Raw genomic sequence first — 19,448 nt, 5'->3', positions numbered from 1 at the left:
GCTTGTGTCGATCCTGGCAAACGACGCGGCGCGGGCGACCAGAAGGTCAGCCCGCGCCGCGTGTGTGGTGTGCTTACGCCGCCGAGACGATCGGCTTGTCGTTCAGACGCTCACCCGACTCGAGGTCGAACGCGTGCACGTGGCCGGGGTTGGCGGCCAGCGTGACGGTCTCGCCCGCGTTGGGGTGGCTGCGGCCGTCGACGCGCGCGACGATGTCGGAGCGCTTGCCGTTGATCTCGGTGTGGCCGTAGAGGTAGCCGTCAGCACCGAGCTCCTCGACGAGGTCGACCGTGACCGGGATGCCCTTGCCGTCGGCGGGGCCGACGGTGATGTCCTCGGGGCGGACGCCGACCATGACCTGGCTGCCGTGTGCGCGGCCCACCGTGTCGCGGTCGAGCGGGACGACCTCGGAACCGAAGCGCACGCCGCCCTCGGCGAGGTCTGCCGGGAACAGGTTCATGGCGGGGGAGCCGATGAAGCCGGCGACGAACACGTTGTTCGGCTTCTCGTACAGGTCGCGCGGCGTGCCGACCTGCTGCAGGATGCCGTCCTTGAGGACCGCGATGCGGTCACCCATGGTGAGAGCCTCGGTCTGGTCGTGCGTGACGTAGACGGTCGTGACGCCGAGGCGGCGCTGAAGCGACGCGATCTGCGTACGGGTCTGGACACGGAGCTTGGCGTCGAGGTTCGACAGCGGCTCGTCCATGAGGAACACCTGGGGCTGACGCACGATGGCGCGACCCATGGCGACGCGCTGACGCTGACCACCGGAGAGGGCCTTCGGCTTGCGGGTGAGGTAGTCCTCGAGGTCGAGGAGCTTCGCCGCCTCGAGCACGCGTGCTGCGCGCTCTTCCTTGCCGATGCCGGCGATCTTGAGCGCGAAGCCCATGTTCTCGGCGACCGTCATGTGCGGGTACAGGGCGTAGTTCTGGAAGACCATCGCGATGTCGCGATCCTTCGGCGGGACGTCGGTGACGTCGCGGTCGCCGATGAGGATGCGGCCGGCGTTGACCTCTTCGAGGCCGGCGAGCATACGAAGCGACGTGGACTTACCGCAACCGGAGGGGCCGACCAGGACGAGGAACTCGCCGTCTCCCACTTCGAGGTTGAGCTTGTCGACAGCGGGACGGGTTCCGCCGGGGTACAGGCGGGTGGCGTCATCGAAAGTGACAGTTGCCATTGCATTTCTCCTTCACCGGCAGGTACGTGCCGGACGATCCGTTGTGATGGAAGCGGCGGGGTGCACCCGCCGTGGCCCACCGTTGGGCCGAGTTCAGTATGCCATGACTTGCCGCATCTGGGTATTTCCCAGCCTGCCTCGTTAGCATCGATACCAGTGCTGCTCCACTGAGTGGCCATTTGGGGGAACCCGTCCCCGCAGACTTTCAAGAGGAACGATGTCGAGCGACGAAACGCCGAACGTCCCCGCCACCCGCAATACCCGCGAGGCGGTCCGGGAGAAGGCACAGCAGGTCAATGCCAAGCAGTCCCGCGCGCGCATCGTGCGTCGGATCATCATCGGACTGGTGGCGGTCGTCGCCGTCGGTGCCGTTGGCACCGCGGTGGCGATGGCGGTCAACTCGTCGGTGTCCGAACCGACGATGAACCCCGCCGGCCTGGACGACGACGGCGTCGTCGTCCACGAGATCACGGGGGCGACGATCGCCAACGGCGAGATCCCCGCGACGCCGACGGCGGTGCCGACCGAGGCAGGCGAAGAGGCGACTCCCACGCCGGAGCCGACCGCTGCCGGTGCCGTCGACATCCACATCTACGTCGACTACCTGTCGCCGGGTGCCGGTGAGTTCGAGCGTGCCAACGCCCTTCAGCTGACCGGCTGGATCACCGAGGGCGCAGCGAGCGTCACCTATCACCCGGTGTCGCTTCTCACCGCGAACTCCAACGGCACGAAGTACTCGCTGCGTGCAGCCGCCGCGGCGGCCTGCGTCGCCGAGTACTCGCCGACGCAGTTCTACGCCTTCAACCACGAGCTGCTCATCGGCCAGCCGGAGGTCGACAGCGACGGCCGCTCGGATGTCGAACTCGCCGACCTCGCCGGCGCCGTCGGCGTCGACGCAGGCAAGAAGGTGCGCTCGTGCATCGAGGGTCAGGACTTCGTGTCCTGGGCGAAGGATGCCACGGCTCGCGCGCTCGAAGGCCCGCTGCCCGGCTCGGAGGACCTCGCACTGAGCGCGGCTCCGATGGTCGTCGTCAACGGACAGGCCTACGTCGGTTCGCTCAACGATCCGGCCGAGTTCTCGCAGTTCGTGCTCACCGTCTCCAGCGACGCCTACTACGAGGCGACCGAGACGGCGACGCCGACCCCGACGCCGTCGGAGACTCCTGCCACGACCGAGACACCGGCGACCGAGACGCCCGCCGAGTGACATCCGCCGACCGGTCCTGAGCCGGTCGGCGCGGTGCCATAGAATCTCTCATGCGGCGTCCCGGCGCCGTACGCCGACTTAGCTCAGCTGGTAGAGCACCTGTCTTGTAAACAGGATGTCGCGGGTTCGAACCCCGCAGTCGGCTCCACTTCCTCACCTGATCAGACCGGAAATCGCTCTGGTCGCGTTTTCCGCATTATTCCGCATGCACCGTATTCTGCACCCTATGGTCGCGGCCGGACTTGCGCTGTGACTATGCTCACGCTCATGTGGCCCTTCCGGAAGCGACGCTCGCGGACGTCCGCACCCGACGTCTCGATCGCGAGCGTTGAGGTCTACGACGGTAACGGCGAGCTTGTGTCACGTGAGGACGGCCCCAGGGAACCGATGTCCGACGAGCGGTTCGAACAGATCGTCGCTGAGATCGAGGAAGACAAGGCGCGTCGTGCGCAGTGGGCGAGTATGCGGTTCGTGCGCGGCATGTCCTTCGAGGACGCGGCCGATGCTGTCGACCAACTCAAACGTGAGGGCAAGCTCGAGGAGGCGCTCGATCTTGCGTACGCGTGCAGTGACGCCATGGAGAGGGCGAACGCGATCATCGGGGTCGCTACCGCCGGGTCATGGTACAAGCGTCAGGCGATCATCCTCCGCAAGATGGGCGACTACGAGGCTGAGGTGCGGCTGATCGAGGATCTGCAACGTCGGTTCCCAGACAAGGGGTACCTTCGAGATCGGCTCAAGCGAGCGCGTGAACTCGAAGCGAAGAGCGGGCGGCCGTGAAGACGAAGGAACAGGCGCTGCGCGAGGTGGGACTCATCGTCGCGGAGGTCGCCGAGATCGTGCGGCACCTGACGCCGGAGGAGGCCGCCGCGAGGGTGTGGCACCCTAGCGGGCCCTCGCTTGAGGAGCTCACCGAGCAGATCCGGGCGACGGGGTTAGCTCGCGGAGAGTCCGATTGAGTGTTCGGCAGCCTCTCGGGCAACAGGCGCCGACTGATCCTCTAGTTCGCCGCTGATCTCAATCAGGAAGTCGGCGAGACGCTCCAGACAATGTTCGCGACTCCTCGCGCCTTCGAGACGGCGAGCGACGGGGAGGGAAGAGTCCGGTTCCGCTGGCATGAGGTCTAGCCTCTCCCGGACCACCGACATACGCTGTCGGCATGGTCAACCTCGATGCCGCGGCTCAGCAGCACTGCCCGCATGATGACGTCGTGATGCGGGAGATCCCCGGCGCGTACGAGTGCCCTGAGTGTGGGCACAGGATGAACGTGCCGAGCGTGCCGATGCCGCCCGAGTTCGGCGGTCCCGCGTTCAAGGGATTCTGACCCGGGGGAATGCCTTCCGCTGAGTGAGTCCCTGTCGCGCTCAGCGGAAGGCGCGAGAGCAGGTGTACTGGTTCTCCCCAGAGCCGCGTCCACGACGCTCTCTGGGCAAAGGATACGTCTCAGCCCAGCCGATGTCCATGATCGCGATAGGGGTGACGCTGGTAGCGCCCGGCCGATAGCCTGGGCCGTGACGTCGCATGGGACTTCTGCAACGTCAGCCGGGTGGAGTCCCCAGCAAAGCCTGGCATCGAGGCCCCGGTCAGCTTCCCCAGAGCGGTCGGGGTCTCGCCCTATCCGACTCAGGTGTAGGCGCGGTGGAAGTGCCAACCGTCCTCGGCCTTGAAGACGTCGAAGACCATCGACTCGCCGGCGTCGTTCGTGCCCTGGAATCGCCACCCGTAGAGCGAGCCGTGATGGCCGGGCTCGACTTCCCAGATCGATCCGCGCAGCCGTGTCGGGACGTCTGTGACGCGCCACCGTTGCCCCGCGTAGACCATGCGGGAGGGGATGTCGTTGGTCATCCATATGGTTACGGGGTGTTCGATCACGGTCGCCTTCATGGGTTAAGACCATAGAACACTCTTTCGAATCTTGCTAGCCTGGATCGAGGCCGGAGGAAGGACACACGCGGCCATGGGGACCAGCAAGCGACTCGCCGAACACTACGACCGGCAGAGCGAAGAACGGCTCATCGCGAAGGCCGCGAGCGCGGGACCGCTGCAGTCCCTCTCAGACCGCGAGCTCGCTCTCGAGCGGCACCCCGTCACGATCTACCCGCGCGCCTCGCAGCGACGCGTGAAAGCGTGGGTGCGATTCGGCCCGGAGGTAGTGCACGTCTACGCCACACTTCTCCGGTCCACGCCGACCGCTGCGGGCATCGAGTTCAAGGCCCAAGACCAGGTCTACCGGTGCTGGGTGTGGGGCAACGCCGTCGAGGTCGACGATGTCGCCGGCCAGGCGTAGCCTGACGACCATGTGCGGACGCTTCGCGATGGATGCCCACACCGACGAGCTCGTGCGCGAGTTCGTCGCTGACGGAGGCAAGCCCGAGGACTGGTGGAAGTCCTGGCATGGCTCGTACTCGATCGCCCCGACCGATGACGCGGTGATCGTCCGCGACCGTGGAGAAGGCCGCATCCTCGAGCTCGTGCGCTGGGACTGGCAGAAGCCCGCGAACCGACCCAAGGGTGCACCGATCATCAACGCGCGCATGGAGAAACTCGCGCAAGGCTTCTGGGCACCCGCGTTCTCCGCCGCCCGGTGCATCGTCCCCATGCGCGGCTACTACGAATGGACCGGAGAGAGGGGTGACAAGACCCCGCACTTCCTCCACGGCAACGGGCTGCTCTCCGCCGCCGGGCTCACATGGTCGATGGAACTCCCGAACGGCGAACGCTCCCGCTGCATGGTCGTCATCACCCGGGAAGCGCGAGACGCCGGCGGCGACATCCACGACCGCATGCCCGCGTTCCTCACTCCCGACACCTGGGAGCAGTGGCTCACCCCGGAGAAGATCACCGGGGACGCGAAGAACGACATGCTCGCGATGCTCGACCACACCTCCGCCGACGTCGCCGCGACCATCCGACACCACGTCGTCGACCGGCGCGTCAACAACTCCCGCACAGCGCCCGCCGACGACCCGGCGCTGATCGCTCCAGCCTCTTAGGAGGAAGGCGATAGCCTGACCCGATGCATGGCGCCACTCTCTGGATGGATGACGACGGGCAGCTGTCTGCCGTGATGAAGCACCACCTGGTCGCGACAGTGAATAATCACGCATTCATGGCCGCAATAACCGGGGATGTGCTCGACGCCGCTCTCTGTGACGAGGGAACACAGTCCGAGGCCGAGCGCAATGCCCGGCGGCACGTCTTTGCGGCAGTCGAGCAGATAGTCCTGTACGCCGGGAGGATTTCCGCGCTGATCGATCCGATCATTAGCACGCGGAAGCTCGACCCGGCGGTCAGGCGTCTTCGTGATGCGCGCTCTGGGTTCATGCGGGAACTGTTCGATCCGCAACGCATCCCGTCCTTGCTTGATCGCGCGGTCCGAAACACAGTTGAGCACTACGACGAACGGGTGGAAGTAGCGATCGCGAACGCCCGCCCTGGCGCGGGTTGGGTTACGGACATGATCGGCCCGTCGACGGGAATCGTCCTTGCGGATGGCACCTCCGGAATCTGGCAGCGGCGATTCGATCCGATTACCGGTGAGTTCGAGATTCTGGGTGAGACGACGAATCTGAAGACCCTGCTCGGCGAGCTCCACGTCGTGCACGAAATCTCTGGCGAGTGGCTGCACTCGCACCCTCGGGGCTGAGGCGCACCAGACAACGACGAAATCCCCCTCACCCTGCCCGGAGGCTAGGTGAGGGGGATCTGTAGAGTTCGGGCATGGGATTTTGGGATCAGTTCTGGCCGGGATGGCTCAGCGGGTTGGCTACGGTCGGGGCAGCCGCGCTCATTACATGGGCAGTAGCCCGAATTCGCGCCGGCAAGCGCCCACGCCCTGCTTTTCGTCTGTCGAGGCACCCGGCCGGGCACTGGTCGTTGGAAAGAACCGCACGTCAGACTGCCTACAACATTCGGGTGACACTGGGGCACAACGGCGAGCGCGTCGTAAGCCCACACCAAGACCTCATGAGCACCCGGCTTGAACGCGGCGCCAAGACCGACCTCCTAACGGATGGCGCAGAATGGTCATCTGCGACCATCAGTTGGACAGAATCGCCTTCCTACAGCGCGTCGACATGGATCGATGCCACCAAGGCGTCCTACGACCTCGTCCCCGAGTGGAGAGAGCGCCCTTCACTGAAGAAGTGGCTGGGCCGGTTGCTGTCCTAGCGGCGCCCTCTGCGGAACCCCATCCAATACGCCAGCGCGACCCCGGGGAGACATCCGAGCATCGCTGCCACCGTCATTGACCAAAACGTCATGCTCCTGGCTCCCGTCGCGCATTGTCCATTGCGGCCTGAGCGGCGTTGATCACGGCCGGGTCGCTTGCATTGGCCTTCGCGACGGTTTCCTGCACGACGACCGTGTTCGAGTCGAACAGGGCCTGAGCCTTATCGGATACGCCAGTCGGCTTCCACAGCCCATAGTGCAGGCCGACGGCGATCAGGAATGTCGGGATGGCGAGCAGCAGGCCCTGCCCGAGGTCGTATGGGATGCCGTTGGCGATCGCCGTGCCGAGCTCGGTGAGCAGGGATGTGACGAGCGCGAGGAGAGCAAGCAGCAGCGCCTTGGCGCCGGGGCGCGTGACCTGCTTCGTGACGAGGCCGACGAGCAGCGGCAGGACCGTGCTGACGAGCAGCTGGATAACCAGCAGCGGATCGAGGGTGAAGGTGATCATGTTCTGTCCTTCCGGGGACGGGATTGGATATCGAGCGGGCGGCCGTGGTGTGACGACGTCCACAGCACCCAGGTGAGACGGATCGCGGTGGCGGCGACTGCCCACCATGTGAGAGGACGGAGGATCTCGCGTCCCCAGTACTCCGGGCCGAGCCATCGGCCGAGGAGCGACAGGAGGGCGACGGCGAGCAGCGCGCTCACGAAGTACATCAGCGAGCGGCCCGCCTGCGTCAGCCGCCAGTTGAAGAACACGGCGTACGAGATCACGAACGTCGCCGCCGCGATGAACGCGACGATGATGCCGATGTCGGCGAGGCGGTCGGTGATGGTGAGCAACTCAGGCATGACCCCTCCGCGTGTACGTGATCTGAATGGACTCGCCGAAGTGGTTCAACTCGCGCCGCGCGCGGAGGTACCCGGACAGCCGGTTGATCGCTGGCCCTTGCGACTCGAGCTCACGCTGATCACGGTTGGCGCGGGCGCGCATCGTCTGCGCCTCCCGGATGTCGTCGGGGATCGAGACTGGCTCGGTCGGTGTCGGCTTCTGCTTGCGGTGCCACATCAGGCGCCTCCCGCTCTGTCGGCGACAGTGGGTCCGGAGGCTTGGAGGAACGCCTTCACGACCTTGTTCGCATCGATCAGTTCGCTGTTCTGCGCGCGCACGACGGCGTTCACTTCCTCCGTGGCCTTCGCGGTCTGCTTCCACTCGTCGCCACGAGCGACCGCGTCGGCGGTGCGCTTCTCGGCCGCCTCAAGCTCGCGGTCGTGTGTGGTCTTCGGGATCAGCCGACCGGTGAGGATCATCATGACGACGAGCACGAGGATCGCGACCGCGCCGATGTCTCGGACGGTGGTGTTCGCGAAGAACGACAGCACCTCATCCATGGCTCACCTCCCGGCCGCGTCGAGCAATGCACGCATCACGCGACGCTGAACAGGTACGCGTCGCAGTCGAGCAGGGTCACCGTGACGGGGCCCTTGTTCGTCTTCGGCGCGTCGAGCCGCACGTACACGGCATCCCCGGCGGCAAGGCCACGCTTGAACTCCCGCGACGCGCGGATCTGCCCGTCCTTGTCGACGACGAGGCGCTCGACGTAGTGCGGCGAGTTCTTCACCGGCCGCGCTTTCGTGGCCTGCCAGATCAGCGTGAGCTCGAGGACGTCGCCGGGGGTGCCGGTGGCGTAGACGTGCGGCGTGATCGAGTAGGGGCCGATACCGCCGACGACGTTCTTCGCCTGGCTCGTCGCCAGTCCCGCCTTGTCGTGCAGATAGAACCCGGCACCCGGCTTGACCGTGCGACCGGCGGCGCGAGCATCCTTGTCCTGGTAGTGGTAGGTCTTCACCTTGATCTCCTTCGGCTTCGTCGGCGTGACGCCGCTGGTCGATCCGCCGGACGGCGGGGTCTTGAAGATGTTGGGGACGTCGAAGTGCCAGCCCTCGCCGAAGCCATCCCCGGAAGCGATCAGCAGGCCGAACCGTCGGCACCACTCGCGAATCCAGCGGCCACGCACCGAATTTCGGTTGGTGATCCCTGCATCGGAGCCGGTGTCGCGGATGTCGACAGCGGCCTTCGTGCCCTGGATCTCGTGGTTCGAGGTGCCAGGGACCGCGACCGTTCCGGCCGGGGAGATCCGGTACCAGCGGACACCGCGCCACACGCGGGTGTCGTAGACGCGACGACCGCGGATGTTCCCGGCGGTGACGTACCGTTCCCGGAAGATCTGCTCCTGGCGGGCGTAGGTGCGGATCGCCGAGGTGACGATGACGTGCACGCCGAACAGGCGGAACAAGTCCGCGTCGAGCAGCATGATGACGTAGAGCATCCATGGCGTGAGCAGTTGCCCGTCGCGCTGGACGTAGGTCGGTGAGCCTCCCATCGGTCAGCCCTCCGATCCGACGTCTTCACCCTCGGAGACGTAGACCGTCCCCTCGAGCGAGCTCGTCACGTACACGAGCTCGCCGAACGAGTCGAGGCCGAAGCAGTCCGCTGTCCCGTCGCCGTCGATATCGACGTCGGACGGGAGTAGCGGACGCTCCACACCATCGGCGCGGTAGCCCTGCAGGATGCTCCGGATCGCCTGATAGTCCTCGCGGGACAGATCGGCTGCGGGAGTGGACATGCGTGGTCCTTCCATGCGAAAGCCCCGCACTGTGGCGGGGCTGAGTATGGCCCTAGAGTGTGGCCATGGTTCAGGATGGTGCGCGGCGTCCCTGTGCGTTCTGCGGGGAGGTCCGGAAGCTCACGAGAGAGCACCTATTCCGCAGCTCCTTGAAGGGCCGCATTCCGGCATCGCAGGGACTTGGACGGGTACGCACCGGCGGAATCGGATTGGAAGACAGCACGGAGATTCCCGTTTCTATCTTCGACATCACGGTCCGGGAAGTCTGTGGCCCTTGCAATGCCGGGTGGATGAACGACATTGACGTTCACGTCGAGGATTTGCTGATCGAGCTTGCGAACGGTGCGCGGTCACAGGTTCCGTCTAGTCGGATCGCGGACATCTCGCGGTGGGCGACACGAATCGCCCTCTTACGAACGCTTGGTGAGCGCACGCTATCTGGACATGCCCATCAGACGCTGTTCCACCAGTTCTTCGACACCCGGCTTCCCCCACCCCACACTGTCATTCGATTGGCCGTACTCCCTCACCTCACGTACGAGGGTGGTTCCAACAGCTATGCCCGCTTCGCCTCTAAGGACGTCGACCCGGCTGAGACTGATCTTGACGAGCTGAGCACGCTGAACCTGGTGTCGTGGGGCATCGGGTTTCTTCTCGTTCACGTGGTCCTCGCTTCTGACGGTGGCGCTGTCGACGCCGGGAGACATGTCGATCGGATGCTTCGGGTTATGAGCGGACCGATGCCTCGCGTATGGCCGGGTGCGCGGCGCAATGTTGCCTTCACGTCCGTGCTCGATCCGGCGGATCTTGATCACCTGACCAGTCTTGGATTCCTCCTCAAAGGGGATGAGCCCGCACCATCACCTCGACGTTCCGGCCTTTTCCGCCAAGGCAAGTGACCCCAAAGGTCGGAGAGCCCCCACCTCTCCGACCCGCTCAGGACGCTGGTGCGAGCATCGCGAACAGTGCCGCCGCCTGGTAGACGTACCCGATGGCGTTCGGGTGGGTGTTGTCATCCATGAGGCCGCGGTCGTGCGCTTCCTGCCAGTCGCCGATCACGCTGGCGAAGTCGACAACCGGCAGGTTGTGTGCGTCGGCGGCGTCCCAGATCGCCTTGTACGAGTCCAGCCGGGCCGGCGTCTGCTCGATCCCGCCCGGCGCGAGCGCGACGACCGGGATGACGAGACCGACAAGCAGCGCGTACAGCGATGCCATCCGGGCGGCGTTGGTGGGGCCGTCATCTCCGGGAACGTTGGTACCCAGCCCGACGAACACCGCATCCGCGTCACCGGCGATCGCCTGAAACGACTCCCACAGGCCCGTGCCAGGCACAGCCGTGTACGCGCCCGGCAGCCAGCCCGACGCGGACGAGCCGGACACACCGAGGTTGGTGACCTTCAGCGGAGCGCCCTGGTAGGCCGGGGCGAGGCCGAGCAGGTGCAGGTCCGGCAGCGGCGAGGACAGCACGTAGGTGTGCTGCGTGTTCCCGGTCACGGTGGGAGTGATCGGCGTCAGTGCACCGCCCGCGGGGATCGGGAACGTCTGTGCCGCCCCGCCGTCCACGCTGATCGTGATCGACCCGCCGCCGACCGACGACACCCAGAACGAGCCCCCGGTGTGGTTGAAGTCGGACGCGAACGCGGCAGTGCTGCTCCCGGCGCCGTTCTCGACCACACCCACGCGCATGTTCGTGGTTCGCTCGAATCCGGTCGTGGTCCACCGGTCGTCCCAGTTGTTCTGACCGGTGGCCTGAGCGGTGATGAACCCCTCGACAGCGCCGAGCATGCGCCGTACCTGCCCGGGCAGCGAGTACCCGGCGAACGTGCCAGCGCCGAGGCTCTCGACCGTGCTGTCACCGGCGAACACAACATGCCGGGACTCGGCCACGATGTACAGGGCGGCGGCGACAATCCCACGGATCAGCGACAAGCACGGCGATCCGGCGTTGTACACCGGGGCCGACCACACGTGCGGACGGGCCGTGTCTCCCGCCCAGGGCGGGAGCAGCTCCCCGCCACCGCCGCCGATCTGACCGTGGGTCACGTAGCGCACGTCGAGCACCTTCGCCGACGCCTCCGACGGGCCGTCGAGGGTGCCGTTCAGCGTGTAAGTAGCGGACACCATGTCAAACCACCAGCGGCTGGCCGTACGCGACGCCCGGCAGCGGCAGGCCGTCGTCCCACCATGGAGCGTCGGTCTGGAACTTCAGTACGCCGGAGTACGTCGTCCCCGCGACCCCGTTGAGCAGGCTGATCGTGCCCGACGTGGGCGCCACACCGATACGAGCAATCTCCGCGCCGGTTGTTGAGCGGATGGTCATGAATTTCGTGACCCGAGGCGCGCCACGGCCCGTCGTCGAGCCGATGCTCCCCGTCCCGTCGAACTTCACCGCCTCGAGCTGCACCTCGCTCTCATTGCCGATGCGCTGGTAGAACACGCGACCCGACTCGACAGCATCGCCCGGGACGAGCTCCCGCAGCCCCGTGTTGCCGAGCTCGGTTGTCACGCCGGCCACGATCATCGCCAGTCGGCGCTGCGAGTTCGTCACGAACTGCAGTGCTCCCTTGTCCCAGAGGGTGTTTTCAGGTGTAGCCATGGTCTGGTCTCCTCACCAGTTAAATGCCGGCGTGGCCAGCGGTACGGGGAACGGGGTGGGACGAACAACCCACTCACCCGTGTGGTCGGGGAACATGTAGTGCGTTGCGAGGGGGCCGTTCGGGCCGTCCCAAACCCAGTCGCCCGCTTCGAGATACACGCACTTCCCCAGCGCAAGCTTCGATGTCAGCGCGTCTTCGACGGCGGCGTTCGCGGCGGCGATGATCGTCGGATCGTTCGCGATAATGTCGGCCGCAATCGGCGTGATCAGGTCGATGATCGCCTGCCGTGTCAGCGTCCCGATCGTGTTGACCGTGAACGCCATCGTGATGTCGGATGCCGCGTCGACCTCGCCCCAGTAGATGAGAGCCATCAGACAACTCCCTTCGGGCCGTAGATCTTGATCGCCGGGCCGGTGATGTCGAGGTACACGACGTTGTTGAGCGTCTTAGGGGGTGGACCGAAGCCGAACAGGATGCCCCGCAACCCGACGCCCGGTCCCAGCCCGGAGATGTCGCCACCCTCGCCGGGGAAGAATGGCTCCCACTCGGCATGTCCGCGAGCGCGGTTCGGTTCTGTTTCGTTGGCCTGGTACTCGTCGACAAGCCATCGGAGGTCAGGGACGTACATCAGGCCCGGCTGCGATTCGAGACTCACCGATCCCGCGCCGGTGGTCGGGTTCAGGGTGCCCTTCACCTCGCGGTCTGTGAGCAGGCCGCGGGCGAGCGATGTCGCGACCGGGCGGAACCAGATCTCTGGTTGCAGGTTCGCGGGGATCACTGCGAGGTTCGCGTCCCACGCGTTGTATGTGACGGTCACCTGAGCCATGGGCCCTCCAAACTTCTGCCACAAGGGGCGTTGAAATGTATTGCGGAACGGCATACACTCTCGACATGGCAAAGACACCGGTCCGGGCAGTACGGTTGGACGACGAGACCTGGGAACGGGTCAGCCAGGTCGCTGCCGACAACGGGATGCCCGCCGCTACTTACATCCGTCGTGCGATCCTTCGCGCACTCAAAGAGGACGAATCATGAAGACCCGCATCGTCGCTGTAGCCGCGCTCCTGCTGCTCACCCTCACCGGGTGCGCCGGGACCCCGGAGAGCGCGTCCAGCGAGCCGGAGCAGGCCAGCGAGAGCGCCGCGCCGCTCACCGCCGAGCCCACGATCCCCGATGCCGAGGCAGGCACCGACGAGGCGTACCTCACTGCCGTGCGGGCGGCGCTCGAAGCGAACGGTGGCAGCAGCATTCCGGACGCAACCGATGAGCAACTCATCGCCGCCGGCCAGGACGCATGCGAGCAGATGCGAAGTGGCACGGAGCTCAAGGAAGTGCGTGTCGTGGAAGGCGAGCAACCGACTGAAATCGGCTACGTCGCTTCCGGACTGATCGCGGGCGGCGCCGCGAAGCACCTGTGCCCCGACATGGACATGAGCTAGAGGCCAGACGCCCGTCGAAGTTGGCCGAGACCGTTTTCGTAGTAGACGCCTTGTGCATACTGCGGGCCCGGCGATCCGCTGGGCACCCCGGCGAACGAGATGCCGTTCGCGTCGGTGGCTGACACCGAGAGGCCGGTCTTCCCAATCGATGCGCCCGACGATGTGACGACGGCCGCGTAGTTTCCCTGGATCATCGAGACGCCGCCGCCGGGGCCAGCCTTCACGACCGCGCCACCCGGGAACGACACCTGCCCACCGCCGGACGGATCAACCTCCATGCCGCCGGCGAGGATCTTCCCGGTAGCGCCATCGATCACGATCTGCGAGCCGCCGGCGCCGACGTAGATCTTGCCGCCCTCGATGCGGATGCTCCCGGCGGTGAACTTGCCGAGGAGGTCGAAGTTTCCGCTGAGGAGGACGTTGCCTGCGAGGTCGCCGTCACCGGTGAAATCCCACGGGCCGACCTGAGTCCATTTCCCCTCGGAGAACACGTCACCGGTGATCGCACCGGGGCCTCGCAGCCGCCACTGCCCGATGAGGTCGAGGAGCGCGCCGGAGTCGAGTCGCAGGACGCCCCCGATGAACCGGAGGCGACCAGAGCGAACCGATGCATTCTCAAGCCATCGCGGGGACTGCAACCGGGTGATCTGGCGCTGCATCTTCTTGAGGGCGTCCCCGAGCTTGCGCGTGATGTCGTCAACCATGCTTCTGCACCTCCGGGGTGACGCTCATGCTCAGGTCGCCGGAGAGGCCGATAGAGCGGAGAGGGTGGACGCCGTCGGCGAGCCGCTCGCTGCCGAACACGTGCACGTCGAGGACCCGCCCGATGTCGGCGATCGACGGGCCATACCCGCCGATGTGGAGTTGGATGCCCCACTGTTCGATCGGGTAGTTCCTGCGACGGAACTCGGCGTCGGCAGCGGCCTGCAGTCGGACCTGGTCGATGATGTCGGGGAACGTGACCTGTACGTCCTGGACGGGCATGTCGCGGATGCCGTCGCCGGTCTGTGGGGAGAACGCCCAGAGTCGGTCTTCACCGGAGCCGTTGCCGAACGCGAGGATGCCGGTACGCTGCACGTCGACGTCGTGGTGAGGCTCAAGCAGTGTGACGATCGACCCCGGCGCGCGGGCGGGGAGAAGGAACGGCGATCCGGTGACGATCGTCTGGGCGGCGCGCGCCTCGTATCGGAGGTAGTCGGTGCTGGTCAGGTACGGCGCCAGGTCGGTCTCGGCGCCGTCGTCCTCGATCTGGCCGATCATGTTCTCAACGAACAGGCCCTCTTCGAACAGCCACTCGGCGTTGAACCCGCCCGAGCCGTCGGCCGGCAGGTCGATGGGGAGTTCCCATCCGGGGACCGCGCCGCCCTTCGTACCCTTGTTCAGTACGGCCCGGAGCGCTGCCGCCCAGGACCGGTTGGCCACCGACAGCACGACGCCGCTCTTCACGTACTCGTTCACTCCGTGGGGGAGACGTGCGCCGAACAGAGCCGAGCGGAGTTCCTTCGACCGGAGCGGGAGAACCGGGGAGTTCTCCGGCGCCCCGTCGTCGCGGATGACGCCGGCGTAGGCGACGTGCTTTCCCCAACGCTGCACGATCGTGTACTTGTTGCCGCGGGTGAGCTCGTTGATCAGCGACTTCTCGAGCCCGGACCCGCGCGTTGCGAACGAGTGCGACGCCGACCCGAGCGAGCCGAGACGCCGGTTCCATCTCGCAGCGCTGACTGGAATCTGACGCTCAGGGGAGCCCGAGCGGGTGTTGTGAATCCACACCTCCCACATGCGGGCTCCCTTCTACGCGTCTGTGTACGGTGCCTTCACGGCGAGAGCGCCGCTGCCCGAGGTCGGGACGAGCGCCATGGAAACGCCGGGTCCGGGTGGGATCGTCCACGTCTCGGCGCGGGTGACCGCCGACGCCGACTGCAGGACACCGTTGCGGTACAGGTAGCCGGTGCCGAAGTCGATCCGGTGAGTGACGCCCGAGGTGAGCGCTTGGGCGACGTCGTAGTGCTTCCCGTCGGGCCCGTTGATGCGGTAGCCGGACGGCATGCTGCCGGTGACTTTCGCGTCGGGGATCGAGTCGTAGTTGCCTCGGTGGTAGACGGTCTCACCGGAGGCGAACACCTTCTCGGACGGGCCGAACTTGCGCGGATCTGGCATGTGGAGCCCGAACCGGAACCGTGCCTCGGGGGCGAACCCGTGCGGCACGAACTGGACCTCGCGAAGCTCGGCATCCGCCCACGTCGTGAGCCCTGGCTCCTCGACCGTGACGCGGAAGGTCCGCCGGCGCAGCCTACGGACCTGATTCATCTGCTTGACGAGGATGCTGTGCGACTTTGCGACGACGAACCCTGGCATGACCAGATCCTTCGACTCGAGGAAGCTCAAGGGCTGGTAGTCGCCGTCGGCGTTCGGCCGCGACACGTCGTCAGCCTTGATATCCGGCAGGTCGTTCCAGTTGAAGTCCTCGAAGTGGAAACCGTCACCCCGGAAGTAGTCCCCATAGATGCGGAGACCACTTCCGAAGGAGACGATCGCGCCTGCCTGTACCACCATCAGAGCCCTCCAACTTCGAATCCGAGCTCGTCTGTCGGTGCCTTCGCTGTGACCTCGATGAAGTCCAGCAGGCTGATGCGGCCCTTCTCCCGGACCTCGACGACGTTGACGCCACCGGCGGCAGCCGGAGCGGCCACCGTCGCGCCGTCGGCGAAGCCGCGAGCGCCAGCAGAGATGTACGTCCCGCCGAGGATCCCGGCGGTCTCGTGCATGATCTGCTCGGACCGTCCACGCTTCGACAGCGCGTGCGGGATGTACGACTCGCCCTCGGTCTCCGGCTCAGCCCACACGCGGACGTCTCCGCCTCGTGCGATCTGCGCGACGTGGTGTTCGACACCGCCGCCTGCGAAGAACTTCACGACACCGCCGTCAGCCTCCGCCGTAACCGTCCGGTTGCCGACGTCCCAGGACTGCTGCCCGGTGGCCGCGTCGACGTAGATCGTGACCCGGCGGCCGTTGGTGTTCGTGACGAACGAGTCGACATTCTGCTGGGCAGCGGCCGTGTCCGCGATGATCGCGATCTCCTTCTCCGAGGGGAGCCGGAAGATCTCGTCAGCGAGGAGCGTGACCTCGTCCCGGTTGTACCCGGCTTCGACTGCGGAGTCGATGAACGCCTGTCGTTGAGCGGCCGGAGTGTCGATGTACTTCTGAGTCGCCTCGTCGGCGGACATCATCGTCTGGTCCTGCTCGAACTGTGCCTTGGCCGCATCCTGTGCGGCGGCGGCGACATCGGCGAGAGCGGCCGCGTTCGCCGAACCTGCGACCTCAGCCCGGTTCAGGGACGTGCCGGTCTCTTCGACCTGCGCGCCGAGGCCCGCGAGGGCTTCCTGCCAGGCGGCGTTCGCGGAGATCGCATCCTGGCCGATGCCGTTCGCTTCGTTGATCCGGTCGATCAGCTGCTGCATCTGCGAGTTCAGATCCTCGACGGACTCCGCCTCGGCGATGTAAGCCTCGGTCGCGTTCTCCGTCGTCGCGGTGAGGGTCTCGCCTGACCGTGCGGCCTGGTCGCGGATGACGTTTGCCCGCTCTTGCGCGGTCGTTTCCTCGGCGATCTGATCCCGAAGGGTTCCGGCGCTCTGCGACAAGTCGAGGTAGCTGATGCCGAGATCCTCGGCCATCTTCGTAGCTGCTTCTCCGCCTCCCAAGGCGACGTCGAGGATCCCGTTCAGTTCGTCCATCGCCTCGGCATTGCCGGAGACGGCATCCGTGACGGTGTTGAGGCTGATGCCCAGCTTGTCGGCGTTGTCGTACGCCGACCCGAAGTTCAGGAACGCGAGGGTCTTCTCCGCTTGGAGGTTGGCTTCGGCCAGCCCACGTACGGCATCCGCGCCCTGGTCGATCGCGTCAGCGTACGCGTCGGCCTTCTGTGCCGCGGCCGTCTGCTGGGCCATGAGCAGCCCGACGATGGTGATGACGCCTGTCAGGGCGAGGCCGACAGAGCCACCGAGCAGTGCTGTGGACTTGAGCGAGGCATTCGTGACGTCCAGCTGTGCCTTGAGCTCGATGAACGCGGCACGGCCCTTCACAGCGCCACCGGCGAATAGCAGCATCGCGGCAGCCGCGACACCCATAACGAGGGCCGTCTGCTGTACCGGCTCCGGTGCCTCGCCGAACATGTCCACGAGGAACGTGACCGACTGCACCATCGAGCGGAGGACGTCGTTCGCAGCCGACCCTGTCTTGATCAGGGCCGTGTCGAACGCGCCGCCTAGCTTCTCGATGTCGCCTGCGAGGTTGTCCTGACGCATGGCGGCCTGCCGTGCCGCATACCCGGAGTCGCTGACGGCGTCCGTCCACTCGGTGATCTTCTCCGAACCGCCCGCGTACAGCAGGTTCGCGGCGACGAGCGATTCGTTCCCGAAGATGCGGCCCATGGCCGCGTTCCGCTCCTCCTGGGAGAGGTGCCCGAATGAGGTCTGCAGTTGGCCGGCGATCTCCGCGGCGGACAGCATGTTGCCGTTCGCGTCGTAGATCGAGAGGCCGTACTGCTCCATCGTCTTCGCGGCGACCGTCGACGGCGCCTGCAGCGCGGCGAGGACGCCACGGAGCGACGTTCCGGCCTTCTCACCGAGGATGCCCTGGGAGGCGAAGTAGGCGAGGGATCCGCTGGTCTCATCGATCGACCATCCGGCCTGATTCGCCAGCGGGCCCACGTACGTGAGTGCGAGGGCCAGGTCATCGACGGAGCCCTGAGCCTTCCCGGCACCGGCGGCGAGCACGTCAGAGACGTGCGCAGCTTCCTCGGCTGGGATCGTGAACTGCGTCATCGCGGTCGCCATGATCTCCGCGGAGCGGGCGACCTGCAGCTGACCGGCGGCGGCGAGAGCGAGGGATGCGTTCAGGGAGCCGCCGACGATATCCGCGACGTTCTGACCGGCCTTCGCGAGCTCCTCCTCAGCCGCGGCGGCTTCGGTGGCGCTGTACGACGTGTCGGCGCCAGCCTCGAGGGCGGCATCGCCGAGCGCCTTCTGCTCCTCAGCGGTCGCCATGGTCGCGGCGCGCACGTTCGACATGCCCTGGTCGAACTCGGCATACTTCGCCACCGACAGGGTGACGACAGCGGCAGCCGCGGCGCCGACGGCCAGCAGACGGGTCGACAGATAGTTCGCGGCTTCCGCCTGCTCACGGGCGGCGCGGGCCTGCTCAGCCTGCTCCTTCTTGAGTCGGGCGGTCTTCTGCGCGAGGGTTTCCGTCGCGGTGCTCTGTTCGGTGAGCGGGGCCTTCGACTGCTTCGATTTCTTGGACGTCTCGTCGGTGGACTTGCCGAGCTCCTCGACCTGCTCGGAGGCGGTCTTCGCCGCCTTGCCGGTCTTCTCGATTGCCTGCTCGGCGTCAGCCTGGTCCCGTCGAAAGACCTGTGCCCCAACCGTCTGGATCTTGAAGAGAAGTGCGCCGGCGTCGAAGCTCATCGTCAACCGCCTTCCCAAGCCAGGTATGGCTGTCGGGGATGAGTCGCTCCACTGCGGAGCGAACGAAATGCCATGTGCGGGTGTCGAGTGCCCGATCGAGATCGGGGATGAGGCCGGTGTGCGCGAGGTCGAGTTCGACCTGGCCGAAGAGTTCCGGCCAGGCGAGTTGCCAGAGCTCGCGGGCGGTCAGGCCCATCCCGGGGGAGGCCTTCGGCAGCGCTTTCGCGCGTGCTTCCTTCCACCCCTTCGGGTAGACGTACTCGGGGTAGACGCCGTTCGCGTCCGGCTTGCCTATGCCGAAGCGGGCGATGTCCTGCGGACCAAGGGGCCCAGCCGTCGAGACAGCGCCCCCGATGCTTTTAGGGTGCCGGCGAGGCCCTCACCGCCCTCGATGTACGCCTTCACGCCGTCGAGGCCGAGCACGGTCTGCCAGAAGAATGCGGGCATGAGGATGCCCTCAGACTCGCCCTGGGAGAGCTCCATGCCGATGCGGTTGAAGTTCGTCTGCTCGGCGTCGGGGAGCGGCTCCCACCGGCCAGTGATGGCGTTGTGGCGGGCGCCGTCGACGGCCATGATCAGCGCGGCTTCCAGAGCCTCGGCCGATGCCGTGCCGCCGGAGGACGCGAGGAACGTGTCCGTGATCTGGACGCCGGCGCGACCGGGGAGGGGGTGGATGACGAATGCGCCGTCCACCCCCGCCATAGTGATGTGAAGGTCGCGACCGACCTTCTCAGCTGTGATGCTCACGTGAGTCCCTGCTCTCTCG

The 19,448-nt window shown here is 66.3% G+C and carries 27 protein-coding genes and 1 tRNA gene; 11 read left to right on the top strand and 17 right to left on the bottom strand.

Annotation, left to right across the window (positions count from 1 at the left end; translation table 11 throughout):
- Nucleotides 1-73: 73 nt before the first annotated feature.
- Complete coding sequence (locus AC3ANJ_RS13925) at nt 74-1,180, bottom strand: ABC transporter ATP-binding protein (RefSeq protein ID WP_406249341.1); 1,107 nt, start codon at nt 1,178-1,180, stop codon at nt 74-76.
- A 217-nt stretch (nt 1,181-1,397) separates the two neighbouring features.
- On the opposite strand from AC3ANJ_RS13925, the gene AC3ANJ_RS13920 reads away from it, so the two are divergent.
- The 5 genes from AC3ANJ_RS13920 to AC3ANJ_RS13900 all read left to right on the top strand — a co-directional run bounded on the left by AC3ANJ_RS13920 (nt 1,398) and on the right by AC3ANJ_RS13900 (nt 3,711).
- On the top strand, nt 1,398-2,387 hold the full coding sequence (locus AC3ANJ_RS13920; protein ID WP_488316822.1) for a DsbA family protein: 990 nt from the start codon (nt 1,398-1,400) through the stop codon (nt 2,385-2,387).
- 72 nt (nt 2,388-2,459) lie between these two features.
- A tRNA-Thr gene (locus AC3ANJ_RS13915) sits at nt 2,460-2,535 on the top strand.
- A 107-nt stretch (nt 2,536-2,642) separates the two neighbouring features.
- A complete protein-coding gene (locus AC3ANJ_RS13910) occupies nt 2,643-3,167 on the top strand; it encodes a hypothetical protein (protein ID WP_488316821.1) in 525 nt (174 codons plus the stop codon).
- Nucleotides 3,164-3,346 (top strand): hypothetical protein, encoded by a 183-nt coding sequence (locus AC3ANJ_RS13905; RefSeq protein ID WP_488316820.1) that lies wholly within the window; start codon nt 3,164-3,166, stop codon nt 3,344-3,346. Before AC3ANJ_RS13910 ends, AC3ANJ_RS13905 begins: the two co-directional genes overlap by 4 nt.
- A 200-nt stretch (nt 3,347-3,546) precedes the next feature.
- A complete protein-coding gene (locus AC3ANJ_RS13900; protein WP_488316819.1) occupies nt 3,547-3,711 on the top strand; it encodes a hypothetical protein in 165 nt (54 codons plus the stop codon).
- Nucleotides 3,712-4,010: 299 nt separating this feature from the next.
- Here AC3ANJ_RS13900 and AC3ANJ_RS13895 read toward each other — a convergent pair whose 3' ends face one another.
- The gene (locus AC3ANJ_RS13895; RefSeq protein ID WP_488316818.1) at nt 4,011-4,232 is read right to left on the bottom strand and encodes a hypothetical protein; all 222 of its coding nucleotides are present in this window, start codon (nt 4,230-4,232) and stop codon (nt 4,011-4,013) included.
- 112 nt (nt 4,233-4,344) lie between these two features.
- Here AC3ANJ_RS13895 and AC3ANJ_RS13890 point away from each other — a divergent pair, with 112 nt between their 5' ends.
- From AC3ANJ_RS13890 to AC3ANJ_RS13880, 3 genes are read left to right on the top strand one after another with little or no spacing between them, the layout of a single operon-like run.
- Nucleotides 4,345-4,674, top strand: coding sequence for a hypothetical protein (locus AC3ANJ_RS13890; protein WP_488316817.1), 330 nt, complete (start codon nt 4,345-4,347; stop codon nt 4,672-4,674).
- A gap of 10 nt (nt 4,675-4,684) precedes the next feature.
- Entirely contained in the window at nt 4,685-5,380 is a 696-nt protein-coding gene (locus tag AC3ANJ_RS13885) for an SOS response-associated peptidase (protein ID WP_488316816.1), read from the top strand.
- 23 nt (nt 5,381-5,403) lie between these two features.
- Nucleotides 5,404-6,033 carry a hypothetical protein gene (locus tag AC3ANJ_RS13880; RefSeq protein ID WP_488316815.1) on the top strand — a complete coding sequence of 210 codons (630 nt, stop codon included), beginning with the start codon at nt 5,404-5,406 and terminating at the stop codon, nt 6,031-6,033.
- Between the two features lie 612 nt (nt 6,034-6,645).
- On the opposite strand, the gene AC3ANJ_RS13875 is transcribed toward AC3ANJ_RS13880, so the two are convergent.
- The 6 genes from AC3ANJ_RS13875 to AC3ANJ_RS13850 are packed head-to-tail and all read right to left on the bottom strand — an operon-like array spanning nt 6,646 to nt 9,184.
- Nucleotides 6,646-7,065, bottom strand: coding sequence for a hypothetical protein (locus AC3ANJ_RS13875; RefSeq protein WP_488316814.1), 420 nt, complete (start codon nt 7,063-7,065; stop codon nt 6,646-6,648).
- Nucleotides 7,062-7,409, bottom strand: a complete 348-nt coding sequence (locus tag AC3ANJ_RS13870) for a putative phage holin (RefSeq protein WP_488316813.1) — start codon at nt 7,407-7,409, stop codon at nt 7,062-7,064. The genes AC3ANJ_RS13875 and AC3ANJ_RS13870 overlap by 4 nt, the downstream gene beginning before the upstream one ends.
- Nucleotides 7,402-7,626: a DUF7620 family protein gene (locus tag AC3ANJ_RS13865; RefSeq protein WP_488316812.1), complete on the bottom strand. Its 225-nt coding sequence runs from the start codon at nt 7,624-7,626 to the stop codon at nt 7,402-7,404. The genes AC3ANJ_RS13870 and AC3ANJ_RS13865 overlap by 8 nt, the downstream gene beginning before the upstream one ends.
- A complete protein-coding gene (locus tag AC3ANJ_RS13860; RefSeq protein WP_488316811.1) occupies nt 7,626-7,949 on the bottom strand; it encodes a hypothetical protein in 324 nt (107 codons plus the stop codon). Before AC3ANJ_RS13860 ends, AC3ANJ_RS13865 begins: the two co-directional genes overlap by 1 nt.
- A 35-nt stretch (nt 7,950-7,984) precedes the next feature.
- Entirely contained in the window at nt 7,985-8,941 is a 957-nt protein-coding gene (locus AC3ANJ_RS13855) for a M15 family metallopeptidase (protein WP_488316810.1), read from the bottom strand.
- A gap of 3 nt (nt 8,942-8,944) precedes the next feature.
- Complete coding sequence (locus tag AC3ANJ_RS13850; protein ID WP_488316809.1) at nt 8,945-9,184, bottom strand: hypothetical protein; 240 nt, start codon at nt 9,182-9,184, stop codon at nt 8,945-8,947.
- Nucleotides 9,185-9,249: 65 nt separating this feature from the next.
- On the opposite strand from AC3ANJ_RS13850, the gene AC3ANJ_RS13845 reads away from it, so the two are divergent.
- A complete protein-coding gene (locus tag AC3ANJ_RS13845; RefSeq protein WP_488316808.1) occupies nt 9,250-10,083 on the top strand; it encodes a hypothetical protein in 834 nt (277 codons plus the stop codon).
- A gap of 37 nt (nt 10,084-10,120) precedes the next feature.
- Here AC3ANJ_RS13845 and AC3ANJ_RS13840 read toward each other — a convergent pair whose 3' ends face one another.
- From AC3ANJ_RS13840 to AC3ANJ_RS13825, 4 genes are read right to left on the bottom strand one after another with little or no spacing between them, the layout of a single operon-like run.
- A complete protein-coding gene (locus AC3ANJ_RS13840) occupies nt 10,121-11,308 on the bottom strand; it encodes an SGNH/GDSL hydrolase family protein (RefSeq protein WP_488316807.1) in 1,188 nt (395 codons plus the stop codon).
- Nucleotide 11,309: 1 nt separating this feature from the next.
- Nucleotides 11,310-11,780, bottom strand: a complete 471-nt coding sequence (locus AC3ANJ_RS13835) for a hypothetical protein (protein ID WP_488316806.1) — start codon at nt 11,778-11,780, stop codon at nt 11,310-11,312.
- Between the two features lie 12 nt (nt 11,781-11,792).
- Nucleotides 11,793-12,152: a hypothetical protein gene (locus AC3ANJ_RS13830; RefSeq protein WP_488316805.1), complete on the bottom strand. Its 360-nt coding sequence runs from the start codon at nt 12,150-12,152 to the stop codon at nt 11,793-11,795.
- Entirely contained in the window at nt 12,152-12,607 is a 456-nt protein-coding gene (locus tag AC3ANJ_RS13825; protein ID WP_488316804.1) for a hypothetical protein, read from the bottom strand. Before AC3ANJ_RS13825 ends, AC3ANJ_RS13830 begins: the two co-directional genes overlap by 1 nt.
- Before the next feature lie 65 nt (nt 12,608-12,672).
- On the opposite strand from AC3ANJ_RS13825, the gene AC3ANJ_RS13820 reads away from it, so the two are divergent.
- Nucleotides 12,673-12,816 (top strand): hypothetical protein, encoded by a 144-nt coding sequence (locus AC3ANJ_RS13820; RefSeq protein WP_488316803.1) that lies wholly within the window; start codon nt 12,673-12,675, stop codon nt 12,814-12,816.
- Complete coding sequence (locus AC3ANJ_RS13815) at nt 12,813-13,220, top strand: DUF732 domain-containing protein (protein ID WP_488316802.1); 408 nt, start codon at nt 12,813-12,815, stop codon at nt 13,218-13,220. Before AC3ANJ_RS13820 ends, AC3ANJ_RS13815 begins: the two co-directional genes overlap by 4 nt.
- On the opposite strand, the gene AC3ANJ_RS13810 is transcribed toward AC3ANJ_RS13815, so the two are convergent.
- From AC3ANJ_RS13810 to AC3ANJ_RS13790, 5 genes are all read right to left on the bottom strand, one after another.
- Nucleotides 13,217-13,924: a hypothetical protein gene (locus AC3ANJ_RS13810; protein ID WP_488316801.1), complete on the bottom strand. Its 708-nt coding sequence runs from the start codon at nt 13,922-13,924 to the stop codon at nt 13,217-13,219. The genes AC3ANJ_RS13815 and AC3ANJ_RS13810 overlap by 4 nt on opposite strands.
- Nucleotides 13,917-14,999 (bottom strand): hypothetical protein, encoded by a 1,083-nt coding sequence (locus AC3ANJ_RS13805; protein ID WP_488316800.1) that lies wholly within the window; start codon nt 14,997-14,999, stop codon nt 13,917-13,919. The genes AC3ANJ_RS13810 and AC3ANJ_RS13805 overlap by 8 nt, the downstream gene beginning before the upstream one ends.
- A gap of 12 nt (nt 15,000-15,011) precedes the next feature.
- Nucleotides 15,012-15,773, bottom strand: coding sequence for a hypothetical protein (locus AC3ANJ_RS13800; protein ID WP_488316799.1), 762 nt, complete (start codon nt 15,771-15,773; stop codon nt 15,012-15,014).
- The gene (locus tag AC3ANJ_RS13795) at nt 15,773-18,682 is read right to left on the bottom strand and encodes a phage tail tape measure protein (protein WP_488316798.1); all 2,910 of its coding nucleotides are present in this window, start codon (nt 18,680-18,682) and stop codon (nt 15,773-15,775) included. Before AC3ANJ_RS13795 ends, AC3ANJ_RS13800 begins: the two co-directional genes overlap by 1 nt.
- A 291-nt stretch (nt 18,683-18,973) precedes the next feature.
- Nucleotides 18,974-19,429, bottom strand: a complete 456-nt coding sequence (locus tag AC3ANJ_RS13790) for a hypothetical protein (RefSeq protein ID WP_488316797.1) — start codon at nt 19,427-19,429, stop codon at nt 18,974-18,976.
- Nucleotides 19,430-19,448: the final 19 nt, after the last annotated feature.

This window comes from Microbacterium sp. STRO-1N (assembly GCF_057748015.1).
Note: the sequence above shows the minus strand (reverse complement) of the source record. Positions and strands in the feature narration are given on the sequence as shown.

What these genes read in the sequence shown, in the direction of transcription:
- AC3ANJ_RS13895 (WP_488316818.1), bottom strand. Translation starts at nt 4,232, where the DNA reads ATGACCAACGACATCCCCTCCCGCATGGTCTACGCGGGGCAACGGTGG.
- AC3ANJ_RS13865 (WP_488316812.1), bottom strand. Translation starts at nt 7,626, where the DNA reads ATGTGGCACCGCAAGCAGAAGCCGACACCGACCGAGCCAGTCTCGATC.
- AC3ANJ_RS13910 (WP_488316821.1), top strand. Translation starts at nt 2,643, where the DNA reads ATGCTCACGCTCATGTGGCCCTTCCGGAAGCGACGCTCGCGGACGTCC.
- AC3ANJ_RS13800 (WP_488316799.1), bottom strand. Translation starts at nt 15,773, where the DNA reads ATGGTGGTACAGGCAGGCGCGATCGTCTCCTTCGGAAGTGGTCTCCGC.
- AC3ANJ_RS13795 (WP_488316798.1), bottom strand. Translation starts at nt 18,682, where the DNA reads ATGAGCTTCGACGCCGGCGCACTTCTCTTCAAGATCCAGACGGTTGGG.
- AC3ANJ_RS13870 (WP_488316813.1), bottom strand. Translation starts at nt 7,409, where the DNA reads ATGCCTGAGTTGCTCACCATCACCGACCGCCTCGCCGACATCGGCATC.
- AC3ANJ_RS13900 (WP_488316819.1), top strand. Translation starts at nt 3,547, where the DNA reads ATGGTCAACCTCGATGCCGCGGCTCAGCAGCACTGCCCGCATGATGAC.
- AC3ANJ_RS13840 (WP_488316807.1), bottom strand. Translation starts at nt 11,308, where the DNA reads ATGGTGTCCGCTACTTACACGCTGAACGGCACCCTCGACGGCCCGTCG.
- AC3ANJ_RS13885 (WP_488316816.1), top strand. Translation starts at nt 4,685, where the DNA reads ATGTGCGGACGCTTCGCGATGGATGCCCACACCGACGAGCTCGTGCGC.
- AC3ANJ_RS13815 (WP_488316802.1), top strand. Translation starts at nt 12,813, where the DNA reads ATGAAGACCCGCATCGTCGCTGTAGCCGCGCTCCTGCTGCTCACCCTC.
- AC3ANJ_RS13860 (WP_488316811.1), bottom strand. Translation starts at nt 7,949, where the DNA reads ATGGATGAGGTGCTGTCGTTCTTCGCGAACACCACCGTCCGAGACATC.
- AC3ANJ_RS13880 (WP_488316815.1), top strand. Translation starts at nt 5,404, where the DNA reads ATGCATGGCGCCACTCTCTGGATGGATGACGACGGGCAGCTGTCTGCC.
- AC3ANJ_RS13810 (WP_488316801.1), bottom strand. Translation starts at nt 13,924, where the DNA reads ATGGTTGACGACATCACGCGCAAGCTCGGGGACGCCCTCAAGAAGATG.
- AC3ANJ_RS13825 (WP_488316804.1), bottom strand. Translation starts at nt 12,607, where the DNA reads ATGGCTCAGGTGACCGTCACATACAACGCGTGGGACGCGAACCTCGCA.
- AC3ANJ_RS13890 (WP_488316817.1), top strand. Translation starts at nt 4,345, where the DNA reads ATGGGGACCAGCAAGCGACTCGCCGAACACTACGACCGGCAGAGCGAA.
- AC3ANJ_RS13820 (WP_488316803.1), top strand. Translation starts at nt 12,673, where the DNA reads ATGGCAAAGACACCGGTCCGGGCAGTACGGTTGGACGACGAGACCTGG.
- AC3ANJ_RS13925 (WP_406249341.1), bottom strand. Translation starts at nt 1,180, where the DNA reads ATGGCAACTGTCACTTTCGATGACGCCACCCGCCTGTACCCCGGCGGA.
- AC3ANJ_RS13855 (WP_488316810.1), bottom strand. Translation starts at nt 8,941, where the DNA reads ATGGGAGGCTCACCGACCTACGTCCAGCGCGACGGGCAACTGCTCACG.
- AC3ANJ_RS13805 (WP_488316800.1), bottom strand. Translation starts at nt 14,999, where the DNA reads ATGTGGGAGGTGTGGATTCACAACACCCGCTCGGGCTCCCCTGAGCGT.
- AC3ANJ_RS13830 (WP_488316805.1), bottom strand. Translation starts at nt 12,152, where the DNA reads ATGGCTCTCATCTACTGGGGCGAGGTCGACGCGGCATCCGACATCACG.
- AC3ANJ_RS13875 (WP_488316814.1), bottom strand. Translation starts at nt 7,065, where the DNA reads ATGATCACCTTCACCCTCGATCCGCTGCTGGTTATCCAGCTGCTCGTC.
- AC3ANJ_RS13835 (WP_488316806.1), bottom strand. Translation starts at nt 11,780, where the DNA reads ATGGCTACACCTGAAAACACCCTCTGGGACAAGGGAGCACTGCAGTTC.
- AC3ANJ_RS13845 (WP_488316808.1), top strand. Translation starts at nt 9,250, where the DNA reads ATGGTTCAGGATGGTGCGCGGCGTCCCTGTGCGTTCTGCGGGGAGGTC.
- AC3ANJ_RS13850 (WP_488316809.1), bottom strand. Translation starts at nt 9,184, where the DNA reads ATGTCCACTCCCGCAGCCGATCTGTCCCGCGAGGACTATCAGGCGATC.
- AC3ANJ_RS13920 (WP_488316822.1), top strand. Translation starts at nt 1,398, where the DNA reads ATGTCGAGCGACGAAACGCCGAACGTCCCCGCCACCCGCAATACCCGC.